The 22,708-nt window shown below is 67.0% G+C and carries 22 protein-coding genes; 12 read left to right on the top strand and 10 right to left on the bottom strand.

From position 1 onward, the window contains the following. Positions 1-22: 22 nt before the first annotated feature. From AC1DF3_RS13085 to AC1DF3_RS13065, 5 genes are read right to left on the bottom strand one after another with little or no spacing between them, the layout of a single operon-like run. Positions 23-3,124 carry a pilus assembly protein gene (locus AC1DF3_RS13085; RefSeq protein WP_286532725.1) on the bottom strand — a complete coding sequence of 1,034 codons (3,102 nt, stop codon included), beginning with the start codon at positions 3,122-3,124 and terminating at the stop codon, positions 23-25. Between the two features lie 29 nt (positions 3,125-3,153). Beyond that, positions 3,154-3,714: a pilus assembly PilX family protein gene (locus AC1DF3_RS13080; RefSeq protein ID WP_286532729.1), complete on the bottom strand. Its 561-nt coding sequence runs from the start codon at positions 3,712-3,714 to the stop codon at positions 3,154-3,156. Further along, entirely contained in the window at positions 3,711-4,868 is a 1,158-nt protein-coding gene (locus AC1DF3_RS13075; protein WP_286532732.1) for a PilW family protein, read from the bottom strand. Before AC1DF3_RS13075 ends, AC1DF3_RS13080 begins: the two co-directional genes overlap by 4 nt. Next, entirely contained in the window at positions 4,868-5,440 is a 573-nt protein-coding gene (locus AC1DF3_RS13070) for a prepilin-type N-terminal cleavage/methylation domain-containing protein (protein ID WP_286532736.1), read from the bottom strand. The genes AC1DF3_RS13075 and AC1DF3_RS13070 overlap by 1 nt, the downstream gene beginning before the upstream one ends. Continuing rightward, a complete protein-coding gene (locus AC1DF3_RS13065; protein WP_286532738.1) occupies positions 5,434-5,820 on the bottom strand; it encodes a type IV pilin protein in 387 nt (128 codons plus the stop codon). The genes AC1DF3_RS13070 and AC1DF3_RS13065 overlap by 7 nt, the downstream gene beginning before the upstream one ends. Before the next feature lie 279 nt (positions 5,821-6,099). Here AC1DF3_RS13065 and AC1DF3_RS13060 point away from each other — a divergent pair, with 279 nt between their 5' ends. The 3 genes from AC1DF3_RS13060 (at position 6,100) to AC1DF3_RS13050 (ending at position 8,850) form a co-directional block, all read left to right on the top strand. Next, positions 6,100-6,921: a DUF6502 family protein gene (locus AC1DF3_RS13060; RefSeq protein ID WP_286532740.1), complete on the top strand. Its 822-nt coding sequence runs from the start codon at positions 6,100-6,102 to the stop codon at positions 6,919-6,921. Further along, positions 6,918-8,258 (top strand): DUF5666 domain-containing protein, encoded by a 1,341-nt coding sequence (locus AC1DF3_RS13055; RefSeq protein WP_478139850.1) that lies wholly within the window; start codon positions 6,918-6,920, stop codon positions 8,256-8,258. The genes AC1DF3_RS13060 and AC1DF3_RS13055 overlap by 4 nt, the downstream gene beginning before the upstream one ends. 112 nt (positions 8,259-8,370) lie before the next feature. Continuing rightward, positions 8,371-8,850, top strand: a complete 480-nt coding sequence (locus AC1DF3_RS13050; RefSeq protein ID WP_286532742.1) for a molybdenum cofactor biosynthesis protein MoaE — start codon at positions 8,371-8,373, stop codon at positions 8,848-8,850. A 3-nt stretch (positions 8,851-8,853) separates the two neighbouring features. On the opposite strand, the gene AC1DF3_RS13045 is transcribed toward AC1DF3_RS13050, so the two are convergent. Further along, complete coding sequence (locus AC1DF3_RS13045) at positions 8,854-9,846, bottom strand: Bug family tripartite tricarboxylate transporter substrate binding protein (RefSeq protein ID WP_478139849.1); 993 nt, start codon at positions 9,844-9,846, stop codon at positions 8,854-8,856. A 91-nt stretch (positions 9,847-9,937) separates the two neighbouring features. Between AC1DF3_RS13045 and clpB the strand changes: the two genes are divergently transcribed. The 4 genes from clpB (at position 9,938) to AC1DF3_RS13025 (ending at position 14,205) form a co-directional block, all read left to right on the top strand. Continuing rightward, positions 9,938-12,559: an ATP-dependent chaperone ClpB gene (gene clpB, locus AC1DF3_RS13040; RefSeq protein WP_478139848.1), complete on the top strand. Its 2,622-nt coding sequence runs from the start codon at positions 9,938-9,940 to the stop codon at positions 12,557-12,559. 5 nt (positions 12,560-12,564) lie between these two features. Continuing rightward, positions 12,565-12,897 carry a hypothetical protein gene (locus tag AC1DF3_RS13035; protein WP_286532747.1) on the top strand — a complete coding sequence of 111 codons (333 nt, stop codon included), beginning with the start codon at positions 12,565-12,567 and terminating at the stop codon, positions 12,895-12,897. Positions 12,898-12,923: 26 nt separating this feature from the next. After that, on the top strand, positions 12,924-13,337 hold the full coding sequence (gene arfB / locus AC1DF3_RS13030; RefSeq protein WP_286532749.1) for an alternative ribosome rescue aminoacyl-tRNA hydrolase ArfB: 414 nt from the start codon (positions 12,924-12,926) through the stop codon (positions 13,335-13,337). A 79-nt stretch (positions 13,338-13,416) separates the two neighbouring features. Further along, complete coding sequence (locus AC1DF3_RS13025) at positions 13,417-14,205, top strand: GntR family transcriptional regulator (RefSeq protein ID WP_478139847.1); 789 nt, start codon at positions 13,417-13,419, stop codon at positions 14,203-14,205. 16 nt (positions 14,206-14,221) lie between these two features. Here AC1DF3_RS13025 and AC1DF3_RS13020 read toward each other — a convergent pair whose 3' ends face one another. From AC1DF3_RS13020 to AC1DF3_RS13005, 4 genes are all read right to left on the bottom strand, one after another. Continuing rightward, on the bottom strand, positions 14,222-14,959 hold the full coding sequence (locus tag AC1DF3_RS13020; RefSeq protein WP_478139846.1) for an amino acid ABC transporter ATP-binding protein: 738 nt from the start codon (positions 14,957-14,959) through the stop codon (positions 14,222-14,224). Continuing rightward, positions 14,937-15,626 carry an amino acid ABC transporter permease gene (locus AC1DF3_RS13015; RefSeq protein ID WP_478139845.1) on the bottom strand — a complete coding sequence of 230 codons (690 nt, stop codon included), beginning with the start codon at positions 15,624-15,626 and terminating at the stop codon, positions 14,937-14,939. The genes AC1DF3_RS13020 and AC1DF3_RS13015 overlap by 23 nt, the downstream gene beginning before the upstream one ends. Continuing rightward, on the bottom strand, positions 15,626-16,294 hold the full coding sequence (locus tag AC1DF3_RS13010) for an amino acid ABC transporter permease (protein ID WP_286532756.1): 669 nt from the start codon (positions 16,292-16,294) through the stop codon (positions 15,626-15,628). Before AC1DF3_RS13010 ends, AC1DF3_RS13015 begins: the two co-directional genes overlap by 1 nt. 76 nt (positions 16,295-16,370) lie before the next feature. Next, complete coding sequence (locus tag AC1DF3_RS13005; RefSeq protein WP_478139844.1) at positions 16,371-17,204, bottom strand: transporter substrate-binding domain-containing protein; 834 nt, start codon at positions 17,202-17,204, stop codon at positions 16,371-16,373. Positions 17,205-17,368: 164 nt separating this feature from the next. Between AC1DF3_RS13005 and AC1DF3_RS13000 the strand changes: the two genes are divergently transcribed. The 5 genes from AC1DF3_RS13000 to hydA are packed head-to-tail and all read left to right on the top strand — an operon-like array spanning position 17,369 to position 22,705. Further along, on the top strand, positions 17,369-17,734 hold the full coding sequence (locus tag AC1DF3_RS13000; RefSeq protein WP_478139843.1) for a (2Fe-2S)-binding protein: 366 nt from the start codon (positions 17,369-17,371) through the stop codon (positions 17,732-17,734). Further along, positions 17,727-19,175, top strand: a complete 1,449-nt coding sequence (locus AC1DF3_RS12995; RefSeq protein ID WP_478139842.1) for an FAD-dependent oxidoreductase — start codon at positions 17,727-17,729, stop codon at positions 19,173-19,175. The genes AC1DF3_RS13000 and AC1DF3_RS12995 overlap by 8 nt, the downstream gene beginning before the upstream one ends. Continuing rightward, positions 19,172-20,320, top strand: a complete 1,149-nt coding sequence (locus AC1DF3_RS12990; RefSeq protein ID WP_286532764.1) for an NAD(P)/FAD-dependent oxidoreductase — start codon at positions 19,172-19,174, stop codon at positions 20,318-20,320. Before AC1DF3_RS12995 ends, AC1DF3_RS12990 begins: the two co-directional genes overlap by 4 nt. A gap of 11 nt (positions 20,321-20,331) precedes the next feature. Then, the gene (locus AC1DF3_RS12985) at positions 20,332-21,267 is read left to right on the top strand and encodes a dihydrodipicolinate synthase family protein (RefSeq protein ID WP_478139841.1); all 936 of its coding nucleotides are present in this window, start codon (positions 20,332-20,334) and stop codon (positions 21,265-21,267) included. A 25-nt stretch (positions 21,268-21,292) separates the two neighbouring features. Beyond that, positions 21,293-22,705: a dihydropyrimidinase gene (gene hydA, locus AC1DF3_RS12980; RefSeq protein WP_286532770.1), complete on the top strand. Its 1,413-nt coding sequence runs from the start codon at positions 21,293-21,295 to the stop codon at positions 22,703-22,705. Positions 22,706-22,708: the final 3 nt, after the last annotated feature.

The following is a 22,708-nucleotide window of genomic DNA, read 5'->3' as shown; positions in this document are numbered from 1 at the left end:
CAGCACGGCCATCGTATTCACCCTATCGCTGGATGAACCAGTAGACCCGGCCCTTCGGCTGCTTGAAGCCTGCCTGAGGCACGGCGCCGGTCGGGGCCAGGGGCGAAACCGGGCTGCCGCCGACCACCACGTCGCGCTGGCTGCCGTCGTCCAGCAAGACCCGGTGCACCACGGGCGAGGGCGACAGGCCGCCGCCCACCACGTTCTGGAAGCGTCCGGTACCGGTGCCTTCCGCATTGGCGTAGGCGAGGTTGTAGACGTTGGCCGTGCCAAGGTCGGCCTTGCACGACTGGATATGGTTCGGGTCGCTCGGAATATGGGTGCTGAAGGTCGTCGTGCCGTAGGCCGTGACGGACGAGGTCACGACCTGCTCGCCTGCCGCCAGCGCCAAGTACCAGCCCTTCTTGCTGGCCAGCGCCGCCGGGTCGGGGTTGGTGGTGCCATTGATCGCGAGAAGCGACGCCTGGCACATGAACCCGTTGCCGACGCCGCAATTGGCGCTCTCGTTGCTCAGCCAGGTGCTGTCCGACGGCTTGTCCACCAGCATGTAGAAATGATTGACCACACTGAGTGCGCCCGTGTAGCTGCGCAGCGGCTTCTCGCGGTCGCCGGAGCCGATCAGCAGCACGTTCGCGCCGCTGCTGTCCTCGACGACGTCGGGGCTGAACATGAACTTGCGGCTGGGGCTGCAGGTCGTCACAGTGTCGCAGCCCAGCGAGGCCACCCGGGTGAGGGTCCATGCACCGGGCGCCGAGGTGGCCATGCCGTCGATGCGGTAGACGTTGCCGCCCAGGTCGGCCGCATAGGCGATCTTGGCCTTGCCAGTGCTGTCGTTCAGCACCGTGATCTCGCCGGTCACCCCGCGGCTCGTTGAGAACGTCTTGAGTATGCTGCCGGTGTCCGCATCGACCACGTAGATCTGATTGCCCTTGCTGGTGCCGGTGCAGCTGCTGGGGTCGGCGTCCTCGCATTTGTCGTAGCCGCCGCCGACCAGCAGCAGGGGGCTGGTGCCGCCGCCGTAGTTCGGCGCGGTCAGCACCTTGGGAACCGACCAGGTCTGGCCGATACCGGACGCGCCCGTGCTGCAGCCCGTGTCGTCGGATGCATTCGGGCAGCCCAGGCGCCACTTGAGCGTCGGCTTGGTCATGTTCGAGGCGTCGAAGGCATAGATCGAGCGGCCGCCGCGCCGCATGCCGGCGTAGACCCAGATCGAATTGCCGCCCGGGCTTTGGTAGCCCGCCACGGGGCCGTCCATGCCATAGGCCTTGGGTTGCGGGGCGGGGGCACTCGCGACGGTCACCAGGCCGGGGTAGCTGATCTGGGGGCTGTTGCCGTACAGGCGACCCAGGCTGCCATAGAACTCCGGCGGCATGAAGGACCACAGCTCGCTGCCGGCGGCATTGCCGTTGATGGCCGCAGTGCGGTTGCCGTTGACGGCACGCAGCACGCCGTCATTGCCGCCGTAGAACACCACCACCTGGGGCGAAGCATCGGTGCCGTAGTTGAGCGCCACCGGCCGTGAATGCACGACGTCGCCATGCACCGAGGGCCGCATGGCGGTGGCCGCCACATTGGTCAGCAGCTTGTCGGCGTCGCCGGTCACGGTGCTGTTGTTCAGGCCGCGCGCCCAATTGATCAGGTTGGTGCGGGCCGTGGTCGACGCCACGCCGAGCAGGGTCTGGGTGATCGCGGTGTTCGCGTCGTCGAAGTTGGCCAGGGCGGTGCAGCCGCTGCTCGAGCAGGTCAGCAGATTGCGACTGGCCACCGGCATGTTGCGAAGCAGGTAGCCTTGCGCGCCTTTTTCCACGACGTTGCCGTCCGGGCTGTTGGAGCTTTCGGCGTTGAGGCAGTCACCCGAGGGTGTTTGGGCCCAATAGCTGTCCGCCGCCGAAGAGGTCCAGAAGCTGCGCGCGCAGGGGGTGATGAAACCGGTCTGCGAATTGACGGCGTTCTTGTCGGCCGCATCCTGCAGGATCAGGTTGTTGCCGGCATCCAGTCCCAGCTTGTATTGCTTGATGTTGCCGTTCCAGCGCGGCTGGGCTGCGGCGTCAGGCCGGAACATGCCGATGAAGATCTGGTTCAGGTAGGTCCCTTGCGTGTTCACGCTCATCGGCAGGCTCACCGAGGCGAAGGCGCTGTTGACCGACTGGATGCGGCTGAAGATGTCGCCGAACGCATCGGTCAGGTCCTTTTCCAGCGTGGCACTGTTGGTGAGATTGAAGTAGGTGCCCTGGCTCACGGTGGCCATGCTCTGCAGCATCGCGGACCAGCCCGGGCCTTGGCCGGTCGTGCCGGGAAGGACGTCGAGGGTGAAGGTCTTCACGCCCATGCTCTGGAACAAAAAGCGCGCCCATTCGTCGGCCACGTTGTCCTGTGAGCCGCTGGGGCTGAGCACGATCGGCGTGGTCCAGTCGGTCAGGGGCAACTTGGGCGTGAAGCCAGCGCCGGCCGCCTTGAGTTCGCTGGTGGCCGCCTTGGTGTCGCTCGTGTTGTCCTGCACCGGGCCGTTGCTCAGGTAGATGATGAAGGTCCCGGCACACCCGGCCGATGTGGGCGCCAGGTAGGGCGAGCCGGCTTTCGAACCCAGCGCATTGCCGGCCAGCGCGTAGAGGGCGTCGGACGCCGTGCTGACACCCGTGTTGGTCTTGAAGTCCGTCTTTGCCTTGTTGTTGCCCGCGTAGGGGGCACCACCGGTGAGATAGCGGTAGACCTCGACCATGGTCTTCCCGGCCTTGCCGCCGTTGGACTTGTCGTTCGTCACGTCGAGGCTCTTGATCAGGGCGCTGTACTTGGGTTGCGACGTACCGTCCAGGGTCCGGATGGCGGCGCGCAGGTAGGCGCCGTCGGAATTGCTGTCACCCTTTCCCGTCTCCGTGAACATCATCACTCCGACGCGGAACTTGTTGGCCGGCAGACTGTTGAAGGCGGTCTGCAGCGCGGCCATCTCCGCCGTGAAGGGCTGGTTCCAATTGGCTGTGTTGTCGAGGACGAACAGCACGTTCGGAATATCCGTCGTGGACTGGTTGAAGCCGGTGAAGAGGTCGATGTCGTCGGCCTGCGCCGGACCCATCTGCAGCAGCAGCAGCACCGAAGCGCAAATTGCCTTGATGAGATTTTTTTTCATGGTGCGAAGCTGCGGTGGTGTGTGAAGTGCTAGTGGCAGAAGGCGTCGTACTGCGCCTGGTTGAGCAGCACGCGCACGCCGGCGCGCACGGCGGTGTTCACGCCTGTGGCGAGGTCGGCGATGGAGGTGCTGATGTCCCAGACCGAGTTGTAGGCGTTGGGCACGCCGGACAGGCCCGAGCCGCTGGAGGAGCCGCCCCCGCTGATGCCGCCGGGACCGCTTGCGCTGCCGCCGGAGCCGGACACCTGGATCGCGCGCACGCACGTGGGGGCTGCCACCTGCACCGTGTAGTCGGTGTTGCCGTCGTTGTTGATGTCCACGTTGCTCACTGTGGCGACCGGCGTCACGAGCGAGGGCGTGCCATCGGCGGCGGGCGGCAGCAGCGAGGTCATCACCTCCTCGATCGCGCGGTTGCCAGCGGCGACTGCCTCGTTGCGCACCTGGACGTTGCCCACCGCCTTGAGGTTGGCGTTGGTGAGCGAGAAGGCGGCGACCACCGTGAGCGTGATCAGCACCAGCATGATCAATCCGACGATCAGCGCTGCGCCGCGCTGACCCCGGATGCGGGCTGCTCGGACCACTCGCCTCACGGTGTGTCTCTCCGGCCAGCGACGTTGTTCAGGCGGACGCTGCTGGAGAAGGCGTGCCGCTTGTAGTGGTCGTTGAAGGGGCCCAGCGTCGCGCCGCCGAGGGTATAGCTGCGCGAATCGGTATGGCTGGGTGTTTGCTCGATGCTGCGCGCCAGCACGTAGATTTTGACGGCCACTGCGTTGATGAGCTGATCGGCCGTGCAAGGCGCAGCAGCGCTGCAGTGCACGAATGCGCCGTCGGGGCTGCCGTCGCCGCGGTCGGTCGGCGTGCTCCTGTTGCTGGCGTCGGCCCAACTGGTGGCCTTGGTGTAGTCGACCGCCGCGCCGGTGGAACTCAGGGTGTCCAGTCCCAGTTCGACGCGAAAGCCTTCGATTCCTTCGATCAGCGCCACGGGCGGCTGCTGTCCCAGAGCGCCGCCTGAGAGGTCGAAGCGCGAGCGCGCGAGTGTCGGAATGCCGTCGCCCACGGTGTCGGCGTAGTCGCGCACGTAGTAGATGTCGGAGACGAACTTGCGCTTGGGCGACGGCGTGGTGCAGTTTCGCGCCAGCATCGTGGCGAAGCCTGCCGTCGAAAGATCGAAGTCGGAAGGCTTTTGCGTGCCGCAGGTCGACGACTGGAAATACAGCGCGCCCGGGGTGTCGACACCGCAGGTGGGCGACGGCAGGCAAGTCTCGGCATGGCGCACCACCAGCACGTCGGTGTTGGCCTTCTTGTTCTTCAGCACCGCGGCGCAACCGGCGGGCACCGCATCGTAGACCTGCACCGCCACGTCGAGCAGGCTGCGCATGTAGCCGGGAGTCCAGTTTGCGGGCGTGTAGGCCAGGCAGGGATCGGGCGGTGCGCCGGTCGGCACGTTGGCCGGGATGGTGGTCAGGGTCAGGTCATCGAACTGGGGCATGTAGTTTTCCCAGAAGCCGGCATGCGCGATTTCGTTTTCCAGCACGAACATGCTGACGCGGCCGCTTTCGATTTGCTGGTTGATCTTGGCCATCTCACGCTGCGCGTTGCTCACGTTGAGGAACAGCGCTATCAGCGCGGCCACGACGATCAACGTGATGGTGATCGACACCATCAATTCGATCAGCGTCAAGCCGCGCTGGACGCGGCGCGACCGTGCGTGCGAGCGGATGACAAGGGTATGGCTGCCGCGCATCACGAGAGCTTTCCGATGCGTACCAGCGTGGTGACGGTGCGGCGGCACAGGTCGTTCTTGCAACGGGTGTTCGCGTCGTCGTACTGGTTCTTTCCGCAGGCGACGCCGGCCGAAGGTGCCGCGAGGGGCACGAGGCCTTGCCAGGCCACGGTGACCAGGTACTCGTCGTTGCCCAGGCTCTCGACGCAGCCGCGCCCGCCGATCACGGCGCCGACCTTGCTGGTGCCCGAGGTTTCACCCGCGCCCAGCAGCGCGTTGCACCATTCGGCCGCGTCGATCTGCTGTCGGGTCCCGGTGGCGCTCGGGCAGGCTGCGCCTGCGCCCAGCGGGCTGCCCGTGACGTAGCTCAGGGCCGCACGCCGATTGGTGGTGATACGGCTGGCCATGTCGTCGAGCAAGGTCAGCGCCTGCGAACGCTGGTAGGCCTCCATCTCGGTGGTCTGCATCCGTGCATGCAGCCCCACCAGGCCGAAGAGGCCGAAGGCGACAATCAGCAGCGTGACCAGCACCTCGATGAGGGTCGCGCCACGCTGTGCGCGACGAGGCGGGACATGGGGGAGGCCGGTCACCATTTGTCGGCCGGCGACTTCACGCCTTCGCTGGTGAGAGTGAGCGTGCCGTCGCTGGCCTGAGCGCCGGTGGGCGTGAACGTCAGCGTGAAGCCCGGCACGGCGGTGGTCGACAGCGTGATGCCGTAGCCATAGTTCGCGCTGACATCCGCAGGCAGCGCGTAGCCACTGTTTGCCAGCGTGGCCGCATCGGCGTAGCTGCGATTGGCCAGCAGGAATTGCTGCTGGCGGTTGGCGATGTCCATCATCTGCGACTGCGCCGCCGAACGCTTGGAACGGATGATGTATTTCGTATAGGACGGCAACGCGATGGCGGCCAGGATGGCGACCATCGCCACCGTGATGAGCACCTCGATCAACGTGAATCCATTTCGCCTGCGCATGCTCTCTCCGTTTCGCCCGCCTCACGTTGGACCGCGACATGTGTCTGAATGCGAACAATTGTAAATGGGAACTTATCACATATGGTCGTAGGACCTGTCTGACAAGCGGACTTTCATCACGGATTGGGGGCAAAGCCCCAAATGAAAAGCTGTTCAGCGAGACCCTCCGGTGAGAGCGTTCCGGCGCTGGTGGGGCGGGATTTCATGGTCTAATCTGTGACCATTAGTTACACGTAAGGTCGCACGACAGCACTCGGCGAGCAGACATGCCACATCGCCATGGATAACCGACTTGCCTGGACCCGGGCCGCGTGCGCGCGCGTCATGCGGCCGGTGGTCAAGCTGGCGTTGGCAGTGGGGTTGAAGCACTCTCACCTGGAGGAACTCTTGCGAGATCTCTTCCTGGACGAGGCGCGTCGCCTATGGCGCAGCCAGGGCGTCAGGGAGCCGAACATCAGCCAGCTGTCAGTGTCGACGGGGCTCAATCGCAAGGCAGTCACCGCCAAGGTGCGGGAGACGAACGGCGTGCTACCCGGTACCGAGGCATCCACCGCTGCGAAGACGTTCACGCTCTGGCTGCAGGGTTTCGCAGGCGACGCTGCTCTCCGGCGTTTGCCGATCACCGGTCGCGACCAGGCGCCATCATTCGAAAATCTAGCGAGACGGGCAAGCCGTGGCGATCTGCACCATCGCGCCATCCTGGACGAACTGGTGCGGTTGGGTATGGCGAAGGAGGAGGGTGGATATGTCGAGCTCGCAGCCGAAGCCTTCGTTCCTGCGCAGGACCTCCAATCCATGCTTGCGTTTTTTGGCGACAATTCGCGTGATCATTTGTCCGCCGGCGTCGCCAACATACTTGGGCAACAGCCTTCCCTGCTTGAGCGCTCCGTGTATGCGAATGGCCTGACGATGCAGGATTGCGAAGACATCCACATGCTCGTGCGCCAGCGCTGGAGCGCGTTGCATCATGAACTGACCCACGAAATGTTTCGCGCAGTCGGCGCGGCGGGCGATGCGGGTTCAGGCCGCATCCGCGTCGGCATCTACACCTACTACGAAGACGCCGCCGCAGACGCTGGCGCCAGGGTTAGCCAATCGTGAATTCCAGACCGTGGCTCGCGAGCCTCTGGCTCCTTCTGACCTTGCTGCTCCTTTCCTGTGGTGGAGGCGGCAGCAGCGGCGTGTCGGCGATCAGCGGCATCCCGGCCGGGGCGACGGCCGCTGCGGCGGCCGGCGCCGCCGCCAGCGCGCCGGCCGGCGATGCGGGCGGCGACGCGACGGGAGGCACATCGACCGCCGCGGGCGGTATCGCCGGTACGAGTACGGCCTCGAGCGGCGACACCTCCGGCGTGGGGTCGGGCGGAACGGGCGTCAGCACCGCGGATGCGACCAGCGTCGGTTCCGTCGACGGCATGGGCAGCATCATCGTGAACAGCGTTCGCTACAACGTCGACACTGCGACCGTGAACCTTCCGGATGCCGGGTCGCTCCAGATCGGTATGTCCGTCGAGGTCACGGGCACGATCGACGCTTCGAAGGTCAATGGCGTGGCCCGCCAGGTGACGTCCGCGCTGGAACTGCGGGGTCCGGTCGAATCGGTCGACCTGGTCGGCGGAAGCTTCAAGGTCATGGGCGCCAGGGTCACGCTCGACGACGCCACGGTGTGGGGCAACGTGACGGGGCTGGCCGACCTGGTGGTTGGCACGCCGGTGCAGGTCTGGGGTCTGCCGGCGGACCCTGGCGTCCTGCGCGCCACGCGTGTCGAGCGCACGGCAGCCAATGCGGCGCCGGTCGTCACTGGCGCTGTGCAGCAATTGGATCCGCTCGGCCGCACCTTGGTGCTGGGCGGTCTCACCGTCGCGTACGGCAATGCCGGCTTCGCCGGCGGCGTGGATGCGACCACCTTGGCGAACGGCGCCATCGTGCGGGTTCGCGCCGCGGCCCAGCCGTCGGGCGGCCTGCTCATCGCGACCCAGCTGGAGAGCTGGTACCAGGTCCCCAAGACGACGGGTACACAGGTACAGCTCGAGGGCCTGATCACCAACTTCGCCACGCTCGGCGCGTTCCAGGTCCTGGGTTCTACCGTCGACGCGTCCGCGGCCACCGTCACCGGCGGCCGCGCTTCCACGATCGGCAACGGGGTCAAGGTGGAGGTGAGCGGAACGCTCGTGAACGGGGTGCTCATCGCAACGCAACTCAAGATCAGGCACATTCCCGGCGCGGGTTCCTTGCCTTCCTACACATTGATCGGTTCGGTAGGCAACTACACGTCTGCCGCCCGTTTCCGCGTGCGCGGACAGTTGGTCGACGCGAGTTCGCCCGGTGTGGTGTTCATGAACGGAACGTCAGCCGGCCTGTCGAACGGCGTCAACGTCACCGTGCTTGGCACTCAGGTCGTCAACGACGTGCTGATCGCCAACCAAGTGAGCTTCGACTAGCCCGCCGACGTGTTTTTCGCGCTCGCGGGCTGGCGGCGCGGTGCCACAATCCGCGCATGAGACATCCGGTTCCAACCCCCAGATGTCTGGATGTCGAGCAGGAGTTTGGCCAGTGAGCACCGCCCGTGTTTCGATCCAGACAGAGGACTTCGACCTGCAGCAGGAGGTCGCCGCGTTGCGTGCCGGCGACGCCGGGGTCGGCGCAGTGTGCTGCTTCATCGGCACGGTGCGCGACCGCAACGACGGCAGCGCCGTGGCCTCGATGGAACTCGAGCACTACCCGGGCATGACCGAGAAGGCGATCGAGGCCATGATCGACGAGGCCCGCAAGCGCTTCGACATCCTCGGCGCCCGCGTGATCCACCGCGTCGGCCTGCTGCAGCCGCAGGACCAGATCATGATGGTCGCCGTGACCTCGGCGCACCGCGGCCAGAGCTTCCTGGCCTGCGAGTTCCTGATGGACTACCTGAAGACCCAGGCGCCGTTCTGGAAGAAGGAAGAGACGCCCGAGGGCGCCCGCTGGGTCGATGCGCGCGCGACGGACGACGAGGCCGTGGCCCGCTGGGGCATCGCCTCCGGCAATGCCGCCTGAGCCTCACTGGGGCTGGAAGCCGCTGTTCTTGATGATCTGCGCCCAGGTCTGGGTGTAGCTGCGCACGCGGCCGGCGAACTGGCCCTGCGGCATGAATTCGACCGTGAGGCCCATCGCAGTCAGACGCTCGCGCACATCCGGCATCTTGAGCACCTTGGCCAGCGCGATACCGAAGCGGTCGATCACGGGCTGCGGCGTGCCGACCGGCGCGAAGATGCCGTAGTAGGGCAGGTCTTCCAGGCCCGCCAGGCCCAGTTCGGCGAAAGTCGGCACCTGCGGCAGCACGGCTTGGCGCTTGTCGCCGATCACGGCGACGACGCGGATCTTGCCGGCCTTCTGGTTCTCGATGAAGTCGGGAACCGAGCCGATGCCGGCCGAGATCTGGTTGCCGAGCATGTCGGCCAGCATCGGTGCGCTGCCGCGGTAGGGTGCAGCCTGGACGTCGATCTTGTACTTGGCGCCGATCAGCTTGACCAGGAACTCGGGGATCGAGGCCGGCGCCGGAACGCCGATCGTGTCCTTGCCGCCGCGCTCCTTCCTGACCCAGGCCACGTAGTCGTTGACCGACTTGGCGGGCGTGCCGCCCGACACCGCGAGCGCATTGGCGAAGGTCGCGAAGCCGGCCACCGGCACGAAATCGCGCGCCGCATCGAAGCCCGGGTTCTTCACCACCAGCGGCAGGATCGAGATCGAATGGTCGTGCGAGAGGAACAGCGTGTGGCCGTCGGCCGGCGCGGCCTTCAGCGCCTGGGCGGCGATCTGGCCGCCGGCGCCGGCGCGGTTGTCGACCACCACGGAGGTGCCCAATTCGTCCTTGAGCTTCTCGGCCAGCGTGCGGGCGATCACGTCAGTGCCGCCGCCGGCCGGAAAGCCGACCAGCAGCCGGATCGGCGTGCCGGCCGGCTGGGCCAGCGCCACGCCTCCAGCGGCCAGCAGGCCAGCCGCGAAAAGGCCGCGCATGAGGCGCGTGGCGCCACTCCATGTTGACTTCAGCATCTATCGACTCCAATGATTGCGGGTAGAAAAAAGTCCGGACGGTCTTGAACTCGCCACGGAACGGCCCTATTTTGAATGCAGGAATCAAGCCATGCGACAAGACAAACTCACCACCAAGTTCCAGGAAGCCCTCGCCGACTCGCAGTCGCTCGCGCTGGGCAACGACAACGCTTATATCGAACCGGCCCACTTGCTGGTCGCGATGCTGCGCCAGGACGACGGCCCGCGTGCGCTGCTCGAGCGCGCCGGCGCCAATGTGCCGGGCCTGCTGCAGGCCGCCGAGGCGGCGATCAAGAAGCTGCCGAAGGTCGAGGGCCATGACCAGGTGCAGGTCGGCCCCGAACTCGGCAAGCTGCTGCAGGCGACCGAGAAGGAATCGATCAAGCGCAACGACCAGTTCATTGCCAGCGAACTGTTCCTGCTCGCGCTGGCCGACAGCAAGGCCGACATCGGCAACCTCGCGCGCAGCAATGGCGTGACGCGCAAGTCGCTCGAGGCCGCGATCGATGCGGTGCGCGGCGGCCAGGGCGTCAACAGCGCCGACGCCGAAGGCCAGCGCGAGGCCCTCAAGAAATACTGCCTCGACCTCACCGAGCGCGCCCGCCTGGGCAAGCTCGACCCCGTGATCGGCCGCGACGAGGAAATCCGCCGCGCGATCCAGGTGCTGCAGCGCCGCACCAAGAACAACCCGGTGCTGATCGGCGAGCCGGGTGTCGGCAAGACGGCGATCGTCGAGGGCCTGGCCCAGCGCATCGTCGCCGGCGAGGTGCCCGATTCGCTCAAGGGCAAGCGCGTGCTGTCGCTCGACATGGCGGCGCTGCTGGCCGGTGCCAAGTTCCGCGGCGAATTCGAGGAGCGGCTCAAGACCGTGCTCAACGAGCTCGCCAAGGACGAAGGCCAGACCATCGTCTTCATCGACGAACTGCACACCATGGTCGGCGCCGGCAAGGCCGAAGGCGCGATGGACGCCGGCAACATGCTCAAGCCCGCCCTGGCGCGCGGCGAGCTGCACTGCGTCGGCGCCACCACGCTCGACGAATACCGCAAGTACATCGAGAAGGACGCCGCGCTGGAGCGCCGCTTCCAGAAGATCCTCGTGGGCGAGCCGAGCGTCGAGGCCACGGTCGCGATCCTGCGCGGCCTGAAGGAAAAGTACGAAGTCCACCACGGCGTCGACATCACCGACCCGGCGATCGTCGCCGCGGCCGAGCTGTCCGACCGCTACATCACCGACCGCTTCCTGCCCGACAAGGCGATCGACCTGATCGACGAGGCGGCGGCCAAGATCAAGATCGAGATGGACTCCAAGCCCGAGGTCATGGACCGGCTCGACCGCCGCCTGATCCAGCTGCAGATCGAGCGCGAAGCCGTGCGCCGCGAGAAAGACGAGGCCTCGCAGAAGCGCTTCGGCCTGATCGAGGACGACATCGCGAAGCTGCAGAAGGAGATTGCCGACCTCGACGAGGTCTGGCAGGCCGAGAAGGCCCAGGCCCAGGGCAGCGCGCAGATCCGCGAAGAGATCGACAAGATCAAGTTCCAGATCGCCGAATTCACCAGCAAGGGCGACTTCAACAAGGTCGCGGAGCTGCAGTACGGGAAGCTGCCGGGCCTCGAGAAGCGGCTCAAGGAAGCGCAGGACACCGAGGCCAGCAAGGGCAAGTCGAGCGCGCCTACGTTGCTGCGCACGCAGGTCGGCGCCGAGGAGATCGCCGAGGTGGTCGCACGCGCCACCGGCATCCCGGTGTCCAAGCTGATGCAGGGCGAGCGCGACAAGCTGCTCATGATGGAAGGCAAGCTGCATGAGCGCGTGGTCGGCCAGGACGAGGCCATCGGTGCGGTCGCCAACGCGATCCGCCGTTCGCGCTCGGGCCTGTCGGACCCGAACCGCCCGACCGGCTCGTTCCTGTTCCTCGGCCCCACGGGCGTGGGCAAGACCGAGCTGTGCAAGGCACTCGCCGGCTTCCTGTTCGACAGTGAAGACCACCTGATTCGCGTCGACATGAGCGAGTTCATGGAGAAGCATTCGGTCGCCCGCCTGATCGGCGCGCCACCGGGCTACGTGGGCTACGAAGAAGGCGGCTACCTGACCGAGGCGGTGCGCCGCAAGCCCTACAGCGTGCTCCTGCTCGACGAGGTCGAGAAGGCCCATCCGGACGTCTTCAACGTGCTGCTGCAGGTGCTGGACGACGGCCGCCTGACCGATGGCCAGGGCCGCACCGTGAACTTCAAGAACACGGTGATCGTGATGACCAGCAACATCGGCTCGCCGATCATCCAGTCGATGGTCGGCAAGCCGACCGAGGAGATCAAGGAAGCGGTCTGGGACGAGCTCAAGAACTACTTCAGGCCCGAGTTCCTGAACCGCATCGACGAGACCGTGGTGTTCCACGCGCTCGACGCCAAGAACATCGAGGCGATCGCGGCGATCCAGCTCAAGGTGCTGAAGGACCGCCTGGCCAAGATGGATCTGGGGCTGGAGGTGTCGCCGGCGGCGCTGGCCGAGATCGCAAAGGTCGGTTTCGACCCGGTGTTCGGTGCCCGGCCGCTGAAGCGGGCGATCCAGCAGCGGATCGAGAATCCGTTGTCGAAGCTGCTGCTCGACGGCAGCTTCGGGCCCAAGGACACGATCAGCGTCGGGACCGATCCGATCCGGGCGCCGGGGCAGTTCACGTTCAGCAATGACCGGGAACCCAGCGCCGGAGCGGTAGCCTAAGCACGATGCTGAACTTCTTTCTCCGTCTGGTCTTGTTCATGCTGGGCCTGGTCTTCGCGGCCAGCCTGGCGGTCGCCGTGCTGCTGCTGGCGGCCGTCTGGGGGCTGCGCTACGCCTGGGCGCGGCTCACCGGCAAGCCGGTGCAGCCGTGGGTCATGCGCTTCGACCCGCGCGGCGGCTTCGACCGTTTTCGCGCCGCGGGCCGGCCGGCCGAGCCGACGGCGGCCGACGTCGCGGGCGCCCGGGCCCAGGGGCAGGCGGCCGATGCCCCGGTGCGCCTGCGCGATCCGGGTGTGGTCACCGACGTGCAGGCGCGGCCGGTGTCGCGCGACGACTGACACCCCGGGGCCGGTCAAAATAGCGGATGTCCACGCCGCGCCCGCCCGTCCTCGTCGAACCGCTCGAAGTCGAGTTCAGCGCCATCCGCGCGCAGGGCGCTGGCGGCCAGAACGTCAACAAGGTCTCGAGCGCGGTGCATCTGCGCTTCGACATTCCCGCCAGTTCGCTGCCTGAAGACGTCAAGGAACGGCTGCTGGCCCTGCGCGACAGCCGCATCACGCAGGAAGGCGTGCTGGTGCTGAAGGCGCAGAAGCACCGCAGCCAGGACATGAACCGCGCCGATGCGCTGGCGCGGCTGCAGGAACTGGTCGACGGCGTCGCCGTGGCGCCGCGCGTGCGGCGCGCCACCAAGCCGAGCTACGGCTCGAAGCAGCGACGGCTGGCGGGCAAGAGCCAGCGCTCGGAGATCAAGAGCTTGCGCGGGCCGGTCAAGGACTGAGCACCCAGTGGCACGGGGGCGGAGAACCCCGTATGCTGTGGTTCCCGGTTCGATTGCACACAGTTTGTAGACAAATCATATGAAGTCCAAAGTCGCGTCCAAGCCACCGGCGCATGCGAAGGCCAGGAAGACGGCGGCACCGGTCAAGACCGTGCGATCTCGCAAGCCCGCGCCGTCGGAAGCGCCGCCCGCGAAATCCGCGCCCGTCCCTGCCGGCGAGGCCTCGACGAACCTGACCGACCGGGCCTATGCCGTCGTGCGTCGGCTGATCCTGCAGCGAGAGCTGATCGGCGGCGAAGTGCTGGTCGAGGGACGGCTCGCCGAGCGACTCCAGATGTCTCGCACGCCGCTGCGCGAGGCCTTGCTCCGGCTGGAGGGCGAAGGACTGCTGGTGCGCGCCAATGCCCGCTCCTACGCGGTGCGGCGGATCACGGCGTCGCATTACTTCCAGTGCCTGCAGGTGCGCGAGCGGCTCGAATCGCAGGCCGTCTCGCTGGCAATGGGACGCGTGCCGCCGGACCAGGTACAGGCCTTGCGCAGCGCCATCCTGGGCTTGGATTCGAGCCAGCAGGGCTCGAGCCACTGGCAGGCCGATGACCAGATCCATGGCCTGTTCGCGCGCGCCTCGGGCAACGCGATGCTGGCCGACACCATCGCGCATCTGCGCGTGCTGTGCCGTCTGTTCGAGGTGGTCGACCCGTTCAGCCGCATCGAGGACGACCGCACCGAGCACCTGGCCATCCTCGACGCCTACATCGCCGGCAACGAGAAGGCGGCCGAGGATGCGGTGGTCGCGCACCTGCGCAACCTGGCCCGCTACACCTTGTCGAGGCTCAGCAACGGGCTGGTGACCGAATTCGCGCAGTAGGCCGGCCGGCGGCGCCTCAGTGGCGCAGGATCTTGCCGACGAACTCGCGCGTGCGGGCCTCGCGCGGCTGGTCGAAGATCTGCTTCGGACCGCCGATCTCGACCACCTGCCCGCCGTCCATGAACACGACCTTGCTCGACACCTCGCGCACGAAGCCCATTTCGTGCGAGACGATGAACATCGTCATGCCCTCGGCGGCCAGCAATCGCACCGTGTCCAGCACTTCATTGACGAGCTCGGGGTCGAGTGCCGCGGTGACCTCGTCGAGCAGCAGGATGCCGGGCTGCAGGGCCAGCGCCCGTGCGATCGCCACGCGCTGCTGCTGGCCGCCCGAAAGCTGGTCGGGATAGGACTTGAGCTTCGCGCCCATGCCGACCTTCTCGAGCAGTTGGATCGCATACGCCTCGACCTGCTTGCGCGGCCGCCCCTTGACCTTGATCGGCGCGACCGTCACGTTGTCGAGCACGCTCATGTTCTGGAACAGGTTGTACTGCTGGAACACGATCGCCATCTGCGAGCGGATCCGGCGCAGCTGTTCGCGGTCGTTGTAGTCGAGCGCCTGGCCGTCGATGCGCACCTGGCCGGCAATGGGCGGCAGCAGGCCCATCAGCACGCGCAGCAAGGTGCTCTTGCCCGAGCCCGAGGGGCCGATGAGACTGACGATCTCGCCCTTGTCGACCGACAGGTTGATGCGCTCGAGTACGGTGTGGGTGCCGTAGTTGGCCTTGAGGTCAACGATTTCGAGTTGGGGCAAGCTTGTTCTCCAGGTGTTTGCCGAACCGGGCCAGCGGATAGGACAGCATGAAATAAAGAGCCAGCACCGTGCCGTAGACCAGTGTGGCCGAGAAGCCCTTGTTGTTCATCGTCTTGCCGGCGAAGGCCAGCTCGACCACGCCGATCTGGGAAGCGAGCGCGGTGTCCTTGATGAACAGGACGAAAAAGCCGAAGACCGGCGGCAGGATGATCTTCCAGGCCTGCGGCACGATCACGAGGCGCAGCGTCTGGAGGTAGCTGAAGTTCATCGTCTCGGCGGCGTCCCATTGGTTCTGGTGCACCGATTCGAGACCGCTGCGCACGATCTCGGCGATGAAGGCGGTGGCGATCAGGCAGACGCTGATCAGGGCCACGGTGAACATTGCGAGGTCGGCGTCGAGCCCCTGGAAGATGAAGAAAGCCAGCATCAGCGTGACCAGGAACGGGATGCGCCTGAACAGCTCGATGAAGACCGTGGCCGCCACGCGCAGCGGCCGGCCCGCAGGCCGGCGGCCGAGCCGCACCGCCGCCAGCAGGAAGCCGAGCGAGAAGCCGACGATGCAGCCGATGGCCGACAGGGCGAAGGTGACGCCCAGCGCCTTGGCGAAGAAGACCAGGTTGTAGTAGCTGAAAAAGCGCGGCAGCTCCTGGATGATCTGTTCGAGCATCAGAACCACCTCATCTTGGCGCGGAAGAAGCGCTTCCCGACGAAGGCGAGCGACAGGGTGGCGATCAGCGTGATCGCGATGTAGAGCATCGCGGCAACCGAGAACACCTCGATCGAGCGGAAGGTCTCCGAGTTGATGTTGTAGGCCCGCCCGGTGAGCTCCTCGACGCCGAACACGGCCGCCATCGAGGTACCGAGCGTCATCAGGATGTACTGGTTGGAGAGCGGCGGGAACAGCACGCGCACGATGTGCGGCAGGATCACGTAGCGAATGGTCTGGATGCGCGAGAAGCCCAGCGTCTCGGCCGCCTCGAGTTCGGGCCGGCGCACCGATTCGAAGCCCGCGCGCTGGATCTCGGTGAGGTATGCACCGGCATTGAGCGTCATGCCGATCAGCACCGCCTGGTAGGGCGACAGCACGATGCCGGCGTCGGGCAGCGCGAAGAAGATGAAGAAGATCTGGATCAGCTGCGGCGTGTTGGTGAAGAACACCACATAGGCGCCGACCAGGCGGCGCGCCCAGCGCGGGCCGTAGGCGCGCACCGAGGCGCCCGCCAAGCCGAGCAGCATGCCCAGGGCGAACGCCAGGAAGGCGATCTGCAGGCTCAGCCAGGCGCCGCCGACCAGGTAGGGCAGTCGTTCGAGAACCGGTGTGAAGTCGAATTGCATGGGGAGTCGAGGGCTTGAATGATCGGCGCCGCCGGCAGGCTGGCTGCCGGCGGCGCCGGAACCGTCGGCCGCGACCTTACTTGTAGCTCGGTGCGGAGCGCGGGTCGTGCAGCATCGGGCCGCCGAACCACTTCTTCCAGCGTTCGTCCACGAAACCGCTCTTGTGCATGTCCTTGATGGCGCCGTTGAGCTTCTCGCGCAGCGCATCGTTGCCCTTCTGCACGCCGATGGCGCAGAAATAGACCTCGATCGGCGCATCGACGATGCGCCAGTCGACCTTGTGCTTGGCGGTGTGCTCGGTCATGAAGTCCATCACGTCGATCATCGCGTCGGCCCGGCCCTGGGCGATGGCGCGCACCGCGTCCGGGTAGTTGTCGAGCAGCAGCAACTGGGCCTTGGGCAGCTTCTCCTGCACCAGCTTCACGGGCGTGGCGCCGCGCACTTCGACCAGCTTCACCGCCGGGTCGTTGAGCTCCATCCAGTCCTTGTAGGGCTTGGCCTTGGTGGTCAGCACGCCCAGCACCTCGGTGTGCAGCGGGACGGTGAAGTCGATCACCTTCTGGCGCTCGGCCGTGATCGTCATGGCGCCGAGCACGGCGTCGATCTTGCCGCTGCTCACGAAGGGGATGCGGTCGGGCGAGCCGACCTGCAGGATCTCGGTCTTGACGCCGAGCAGTTCGCCGAGCTTGCGGGCGATGTCGACATCGAAGCCGTCGATCTCGTTCTTGTCGTTGAAGATGCCGAGCGGGGGCAGGGTCGGGTTGACGCCGATCACGATCTTCTTGCTGGCCACGATTTCATCGAGCGTGCGCGCCGTCGCCGCGGCCGAGAGGCCCAGCAGCGTCGAGCCCAGTGCGAGCGATCCGGCCACCAGCAGGCTGCGGCGGATGGCGTTCCTTGTTTGCTTCATCGAGAAGAACTCCTAGAGGTTGAAGGTGGAACCGGGCTGCCGATGCGGCCCGAGTGCGGGGGACAACGAACGCAAGACGAATGCCAGTTTACAGTTTGTCGGCAAAAAATATAACTTCTATATATGAAATGTATACAATAAACTCGGAGCGGTCCAGTTCGAGCATGCGCTCCCTGTTCGATGGCTCCCAAGACTTCTTCCTCATGACACCAAGTCCATCTTCTGCAGCGCCGGTGCTGCGCGCCGACCAGTCCGTGCGGCGCGGCCCTGCGCTGCGCTTCCTGGCCGACGGCTGCAGCGTCGATGCCTTCGAGGGTGAAAGCGTTGCGGCGGCCCTGTTCGCGGCCGGGCGGCGCGAACTCCGGCGCAGTCCGCGCGATGGCGCGCCGCGCGGCATGTTCTGCCTCATGGGCTCCTGCCAGGAGTGCCTGGTGTGGGTCGGCAGTCGCAAGCTGCCCGCCTGCCAGGTGCCGGTGACGCCTGGCCTGGAGATTGAAACGCTCGACTTCCGGGAGCAGCGCCTTGGTTGAAGCGCAGCCCGGTGCGGTCGACCTGCTGGTGATCGGGGCGGGTCCGGCCGGCGCGCGCGCGGCGCTGCGCGCGCAGGCCTGCGGCCTCGGCGTGCTGCTGGTCGACGAAAACCCGGATGCGGGCGGACAGGTGTGGCGTCCGCTGCCTCCGGGTTTCGCGCGGGCGGCCGGGGTTCAACCCTCCACCGAGGCCGTTCAAGGGGATGCCCTGCGGGCCGAACTGCGTGGCGCCGGCGTGCGCTGCCTGTTCGGCCACAAGGTCTGGAACGTGGGCCGCAGTCTTCGCACCGACCTGATCGGACCCGACGGCGTGTGCAGCTGGCAGCCGCGCGCCTTGCTCGTCGCCACCGGCACGACCGAGCGCGTCATTCCTTTTCCGGGCTGGACCTTGCCCGGCGTCATCGGCCTGGCTGCGGCCACCGTCCTGCTCAAGTCGCAGAACATGCTGCCAGGTCGTCGCACGCTGGTCGCCGGCAGCGGTCCATTGCTGCTGGCGGTCGCGAACGGCATCCTCAAGGCCGGCGGCGAAGTGGCCGCGGTGCTGGACCTGGCCAGCCGGGCCGATTGGCTCCGGACCTTGCCCTCGCTCGCCGCGCGTCCGGATCTGCTCTGGCATGGTGCCCGATGGCAGCTCGCCCTTCGCAAGGCCGGCGTGCCGCTGCTCTATCGCCATGGGATCGCGTCGGCGGAGGTCCTGGGCGATGGCTTCAGGATCCGGGCTCGGCAGGTCGATGCCAGCGGTGCGCCGATCGCGAGCGCATCTTCGTCCGATTTCGAAGCCGATGCGCTGGCGGTCGGTCACGGCCTGGTGCCCGGCACCGATGTCACGCGGCTGTTGCGTGCGCGCCATCGCTACGAGGCCTCGCACGGAGGCTGGATCGCGGACGCGGATGCCGAAGGGCGCACTTCGGTGGCCGGGCTGTACGTGGCCGGCGACGGTGCAGGCATCGGCGGCGCCGCAGCGGCCGGCGCCCACGGCGAACTGGCGGCGGTGGCTTGTGCCTTCGACCTCGGTCGACTGTCGGCGCAAGACCATGCGCGGGCACGCGATCGCCTGTTTGCCGAATGGCGCAGGCCCGCCCGTTTCGGCCGCGCGATGGCGGGCTTGATGGCATTGAGGGATGGCGCCGTCGCCGCCATCCCGGCAGCCACCGTGGTCTGCCGCTGCGAAGACGTGACGCGCTCCGAGATCGACGCCGCGGCACGCGACGGCGCGCGGGACATGAATCAACTCAAGGCCTGGACGCGCTGCGGCATGGGGCCGTGCCAGGGACGCACCTGCGGCGACGTCGCGGGCGCGTTGCTGGCCGCTCACGTGGGCGGCCGCGAAGCCGCAGGCTGCTTCACCGGCCGGGCGCCGCTGCGGCCGGTCTCGCTCGCCGAAGTCGCCGGCGACTACACCTATGCCGACATCCCGATTCCGAAGGCGGCACCACTGTGAGCGCGACCTCGCATTCCCCTGGCGCCTATGACGCGGTCGTGATCGGCGGCGGCGTCATGGGCTGCTCGACCGCCCTGCATCTCGCGCAGGGCGGCATGCGGGTCGCGGTGGTCGATCGCGGACCCTTGTGCCGCGAGGCCTCGGGCGTCAATGCCGGCACGCTGACCCTGCACATGACCCGCGCGGCGCTGGTGCCTTACGCGATGCGTGCCTGGCAGATGTGGATGGACGCCGAGAAGTGGCTGGGCATGGGCGTGCTCGCGACCCGCGTGCCGGGCCTCACGCTGGCCTTCACCGAGGCCGAATGCGAACTGGTCGAGCTGCGGGCCCAGGCGCGCCGCGCCTTCGGTGCGCCGATCGAGGTCATCACGCCGGCCCGGGCGCGGGAGATCGAGCCCGGCGTGCATCCGAGCCTGCTGAAGGCCGGCTACTGCGAGATCGACGGCTTCGCCAGCGCCTACCTGACGGGCCGCGCCTTCCGCCATGCGCTGGTCCGGGCCGGCGTCGACGTGATCGAGAACGCAGCCGTTGCGTCGATCGATTCCGGCGACGCCGGCCATGTCGTTCGATTCGGTGACGACAGCGGCCGGGCGCCGCTGCGAGCGGCGCGCATCGTTCTGGCCGGCGGCGTGTGGATCGAGAACATGCTGGCCTGGCTGGGGGTCCGGATCCCGATCAAGGTGCTGATCAACCAGCTGATCGTCACCGAGCGAATCCGGCCCGTGATGCGCACCGTGCTGAGCGTCGCCAACGGCCTGCTGTCGCTGAAGCAGTTCGCCAACGGCACGGTGCTGATCGGCGGCGGCTGGCAAGGCGAGGGCGACCGCGAGCGCGGCGGCCTCGAAGCGCGGCCGCAGAACCTGGTCGGCAACATGCGACTGGCTGCCTATGCGGTGCCGGCGCTCGCCGAGGCGCGCATCGCGCGCATCTGGCTCGGCCTCGAAGCCGAAACCGCCGATGCGATGCCGATCATCGGCGATGTTCCAGGCGTACCGCGGGCCTACGTGGTCGGCAGCGCGCATTCGGGCTACACGAGCGGCCCGTTCATGGGCCGGATCATGGCCCAGCACATCCTCGGACAGCAGCCCGAGTTGCCACTTTTCGATCCCTCCCGCCTGCTGGGCATGCCGATGCCCGGCGCTTGATTCCACTTCCCATGATTCCTCGACAACCCGACGCTTTCCAAGGCATCTATGCCGCCACCCTGTGCCCGTTGCTCGACGACGGCCGCATCGACGAGGCCACGCTGGCGCGGCACCTGGAGGCCAATGCCTTCGTGCCCGGCATGAAGGGCCTGCTGATCAACGGCCATGCCGGCGAGAACTTCTCGCTCTCGCGCGATGAAAAGCGGCGGGTAACCGAGATCGCGTTCGAAGTGTGCGGCCAGCGATCGCTGCTGGTCTGCGGCATCAATGCCGAGGACAGCGTCGAGGCGCAGCGCCATGTCGATGACGCCAAGGCGRCCGGGGCCGATGCGGTGCTGGTGTTCCCGCCGTTCTCGTGGGCCCTGTCGCAGGATTCGCGCATGGCTGTGACGCACCATGCGATCGCCAACGCCAACGCGCAGATGCCGTTGATGCTCTACCAGGCCGGCGTCAACGCCGGCACGATGGCCTATCGCCCCGAGGTCCTGGCCGAGCTCGCGCAGCTGCCGAACGTGGTCGGCATCAAGGAAGGCAGCTGGGAAGCCGCCGCCTACGAAGCCAACCGCAGGCTGGTGAAGCGCGTCGCCCCGCAGGTCGCGATGATGGCTTCGGGGGACGAGCACCTGCTGACCTGCTTCGCGATCGGCAGCGAGGGCAGCCTGGTGAGCCTGGCCGCGGTCGTGCCCGAGCTGGTGATCGACCTCGACCGGGCGATCCGACGTGGCGACCTCGCCGAGGCGCGCCGTCTCAACGATCGCATCTATCCGCTCGCCAAGGCGATCTACGGGACGGCCCCCGGCGGCTACGCGACGGCGCGGCTCAAGACGTGCCTCAAGTTGCTCGGCCGATTTCCGAGCGACGCCATGCGCCCGCCGATCGGCCCGCTGCCGCGCGCGGAAATTGCTGCATTGGAAGCTGCGCTGGCCGAGGCCGGCGTGCCCGCATGAACCGAACCCGACCAGGAGCTTGCCCATGACCCAGAAGCTGATCCGCAACGGCCGCATCGTCACGGCCGTCGACGACTACACGGCCGACCTGCTGATCGACGACGGCCGCATCGTCGCCATCGGCCGTGCGCTCCCCGCCGGCGCCGACGTCGAGGTCATCGATGCCGCCGGCATGCTGGTGCTGCCTGGCGGCGTGGACTGCCATACGCACATGGACAACACCTTCGGCGACTCGACCACCTGCGACAGCTTCGAGTCGGGCACGCGCTCGGCGGCCTTCGGCGGCACGACGACGATCGTCGACTTCGCTTTCCAGCGCAAGGAGGTGAGCGTGCTCGAAGCGATCGAGCGGGCCCGCGCCAAGGGGGCCGACGGCGCCTGCATCGACTACGGCTTCCACGTCATCGTGACCGGCGTCGACGAGCAGACTCTGGTCGACATGCAGCATGCGATACGGCACGAGGGCGTATCGAGCTTCAAGATGTTCATGGCCTATCCGGGCTCGGTGATGGTCGACGACGCGGCCATCTTCCAGGCCATGCGGATGGTCGGCCAGCATGGCGGCATGATCGCGCTGCATGCCGAGAACGGCACCATCATCGAGCTCCTCATCAAGGAGGCGCTGGCGCAGGGCCACACGGCGCCCAAGTACCACGCGCTGACGCGGCCGGCGATCATGGAAGGCGAGGCCACGCACCGCGGCATCAAGCTGGCGGAGCTCGCGGAGGCCCCCGTGTACTTCGTCCACCTTTCCGCCAAGGAGGCGCTCAAGCATGTGATCGAGGCCCGCGACATGGGTGTGCCGGTGTTCGCCGAAACCTGCCCGCACTACCTGTTCTTCGACGACAGCGCCTACGACAGCGAGGACTTCGACCTGGCGCGCTACGTGATGAGCCCGCCGCTGCGCTCCAAGGAGTCGCAGCAGGCGCTGTGGACCGCGCTGCGCACCGACGACCTGCAGCTGGTGTCGACCGACCACTGCCCTTTCTGCATGAAGGAAGGGCACCTGGGGCGCATCAACCAGAAGCCCTACGGCCGCAACGATTTCTCGAAGATTCCCAACGGCGTGCCAGGCGTCGAGACGCGCATGGCGACCCTCTACGACGGTGGCGTCCGTGCCGGCCGGATCTCGCTCAACCGCTTCGTCGAGCTGACTTCCACGGCACCGTCGAAACTCTTCGGCCTGTTCCCGCAGAAGGGCACCATCGCGGTCGGCAGCGATGCCGACCTGGTGCTGTTCGACCCCGAAGCGCAGCACGTCATCTCGGCAGCCACGCAGCACGGCAACTGCGACTTCACGCTGTTCGAGGGCAAGGGCGTCACTGGACGGGTCCACAAGGTGCTGCTGCGCGGCGAACTGATCGTCGACGGCGACCGATGGCTCGGCAAGACCGGCAGCGGCCGCTACGTGGCGCGCGGCGAATCGGGCGGCTGGTAGCAC

Source organism: Variovorax sp. 10N432 (genome assembly GCF_056394465.1).
The sequence above is the reverse complement of the archived record's forward strand: the minus strand, read 5'-3'. Positions and strand labels throughout refer to the sequence as shown.

What these genes read in the sequence shown, in the direction of transcription:
- AC1DF3_RS13085 (WP_286532725.1), bottom strand. Translation starts at nt 3,124, where the DNA reads ATGAAAAAAAATCTCATCAAGGCAATTTGCGCTTCGGTGCTGCTGCTG.
- AC1DF3_RS13075 (WP_286532732.1), bottom strand. Translation starts at nt 4,868, where the DNA reads ATGCGCGGCAGCCATACCCTTGTCATCCGCTCGCACGCACGGTCGCGC.
- AC1DF3_RS13070 (WP_286532736.1), bottom strand. Translation starts at nt 5,440, where the DNA reads ATGGTGACCGGCCTCCCCCATGTCCCGCCTCGTCGCGCACAGCGTGGC.
- AC1DF3_RS13065 (WP_286532738.1), bottom strand. Translation starts at nt 5,820, where the DNA reads ATGCGCAGGCGAAATGGATTCACGTTGATCGAGGTGCTCATCACGGTG.
- AC1DF3_RS13060 (WP_286532740.1), top strand. Translation starts at nt 6,100, where the DNA reads ATGGATAACCGACTTGCCTGGACCCGGGCCGCGTGCGCGCGCGTCATG.
- AC1DF3_RS13045 (WP_478139849.1), bottom strand. Translation starts at nt 9,846, where the DNA reads ATGCTGAAGTCAACATGGAGTGGCGCCACGCGCCTCATGCGCGGCCTT.
- clpB (WP_478139848.1), top strand. Translation starts at nt 9,938, where the DNA reads ATGCGACAAGACAAACTCACCACCAAGTTCCAGGAAGCCCTCGCCGAC.
- AC1DF3_RS13035 (WP_286532747.1), top strand. Translation starts at nt 12,565, where the DNA reads ATGCTGAACTTCTTTCTCCGTCTGGTCTTGTTCATGCTGGGCCTGGTC.
- arfB (WP_286532749.1), top strand. Translation starts at nt 12,924, where the DNA reads ATGTCCACGCCGCGCCCGCCCGTCCTCGTCGAACCGCTCGAAGTCGAG.
- AC1DF3_RS13025 (WP_478139847.1), top strand. Translation starts at nt 13,417, where the DNA reads ATGAAGTCCAAAGTCGCGTCCAAGCCACCGGCGCATGCGAAGGCCAGG.
- AC1DF3_RS13015 (WP_478139845.1), bottom strand. Translation starts at nt 15,626, where the DNA reads ATGCTCGAACAGATCATCCAGGAGCTGCCGCGCTTTTTCAGCTACTAC.
- AC1DF3_RS13010 (WP_286532756.1), bottom strand. Translation starts at nt 16,294, where the DNA reads ATGCAATTCGACTTCACACCGGTTCTCGAACGACTGCCCTACCTGGTC.
- AC1DF3_RS13005 (WP_478139844.1), bottom strand. Translation starts at nt 17,204, where the DNA reads ATGAAGCAAACAAGGAACGCCATCCGCCGCAGCCTGCTGGTGGCCGGA.
- AC1DF3_RS13000 (WP_478139843.1), top strand. Translation starts at nt 17,369, where the DNA reads ATGCGCTCCCTGTTCGATGGCTCCCAAGACTTCTTCCTCATGACACCA.
- hydA (WP_286532770.1), top strand. Translation starts at nt 21,293, where the DNA reads ATGACCCAGAAGCTGATCCGCAACGGCCGCATCGTCACGGCCGTCGAC.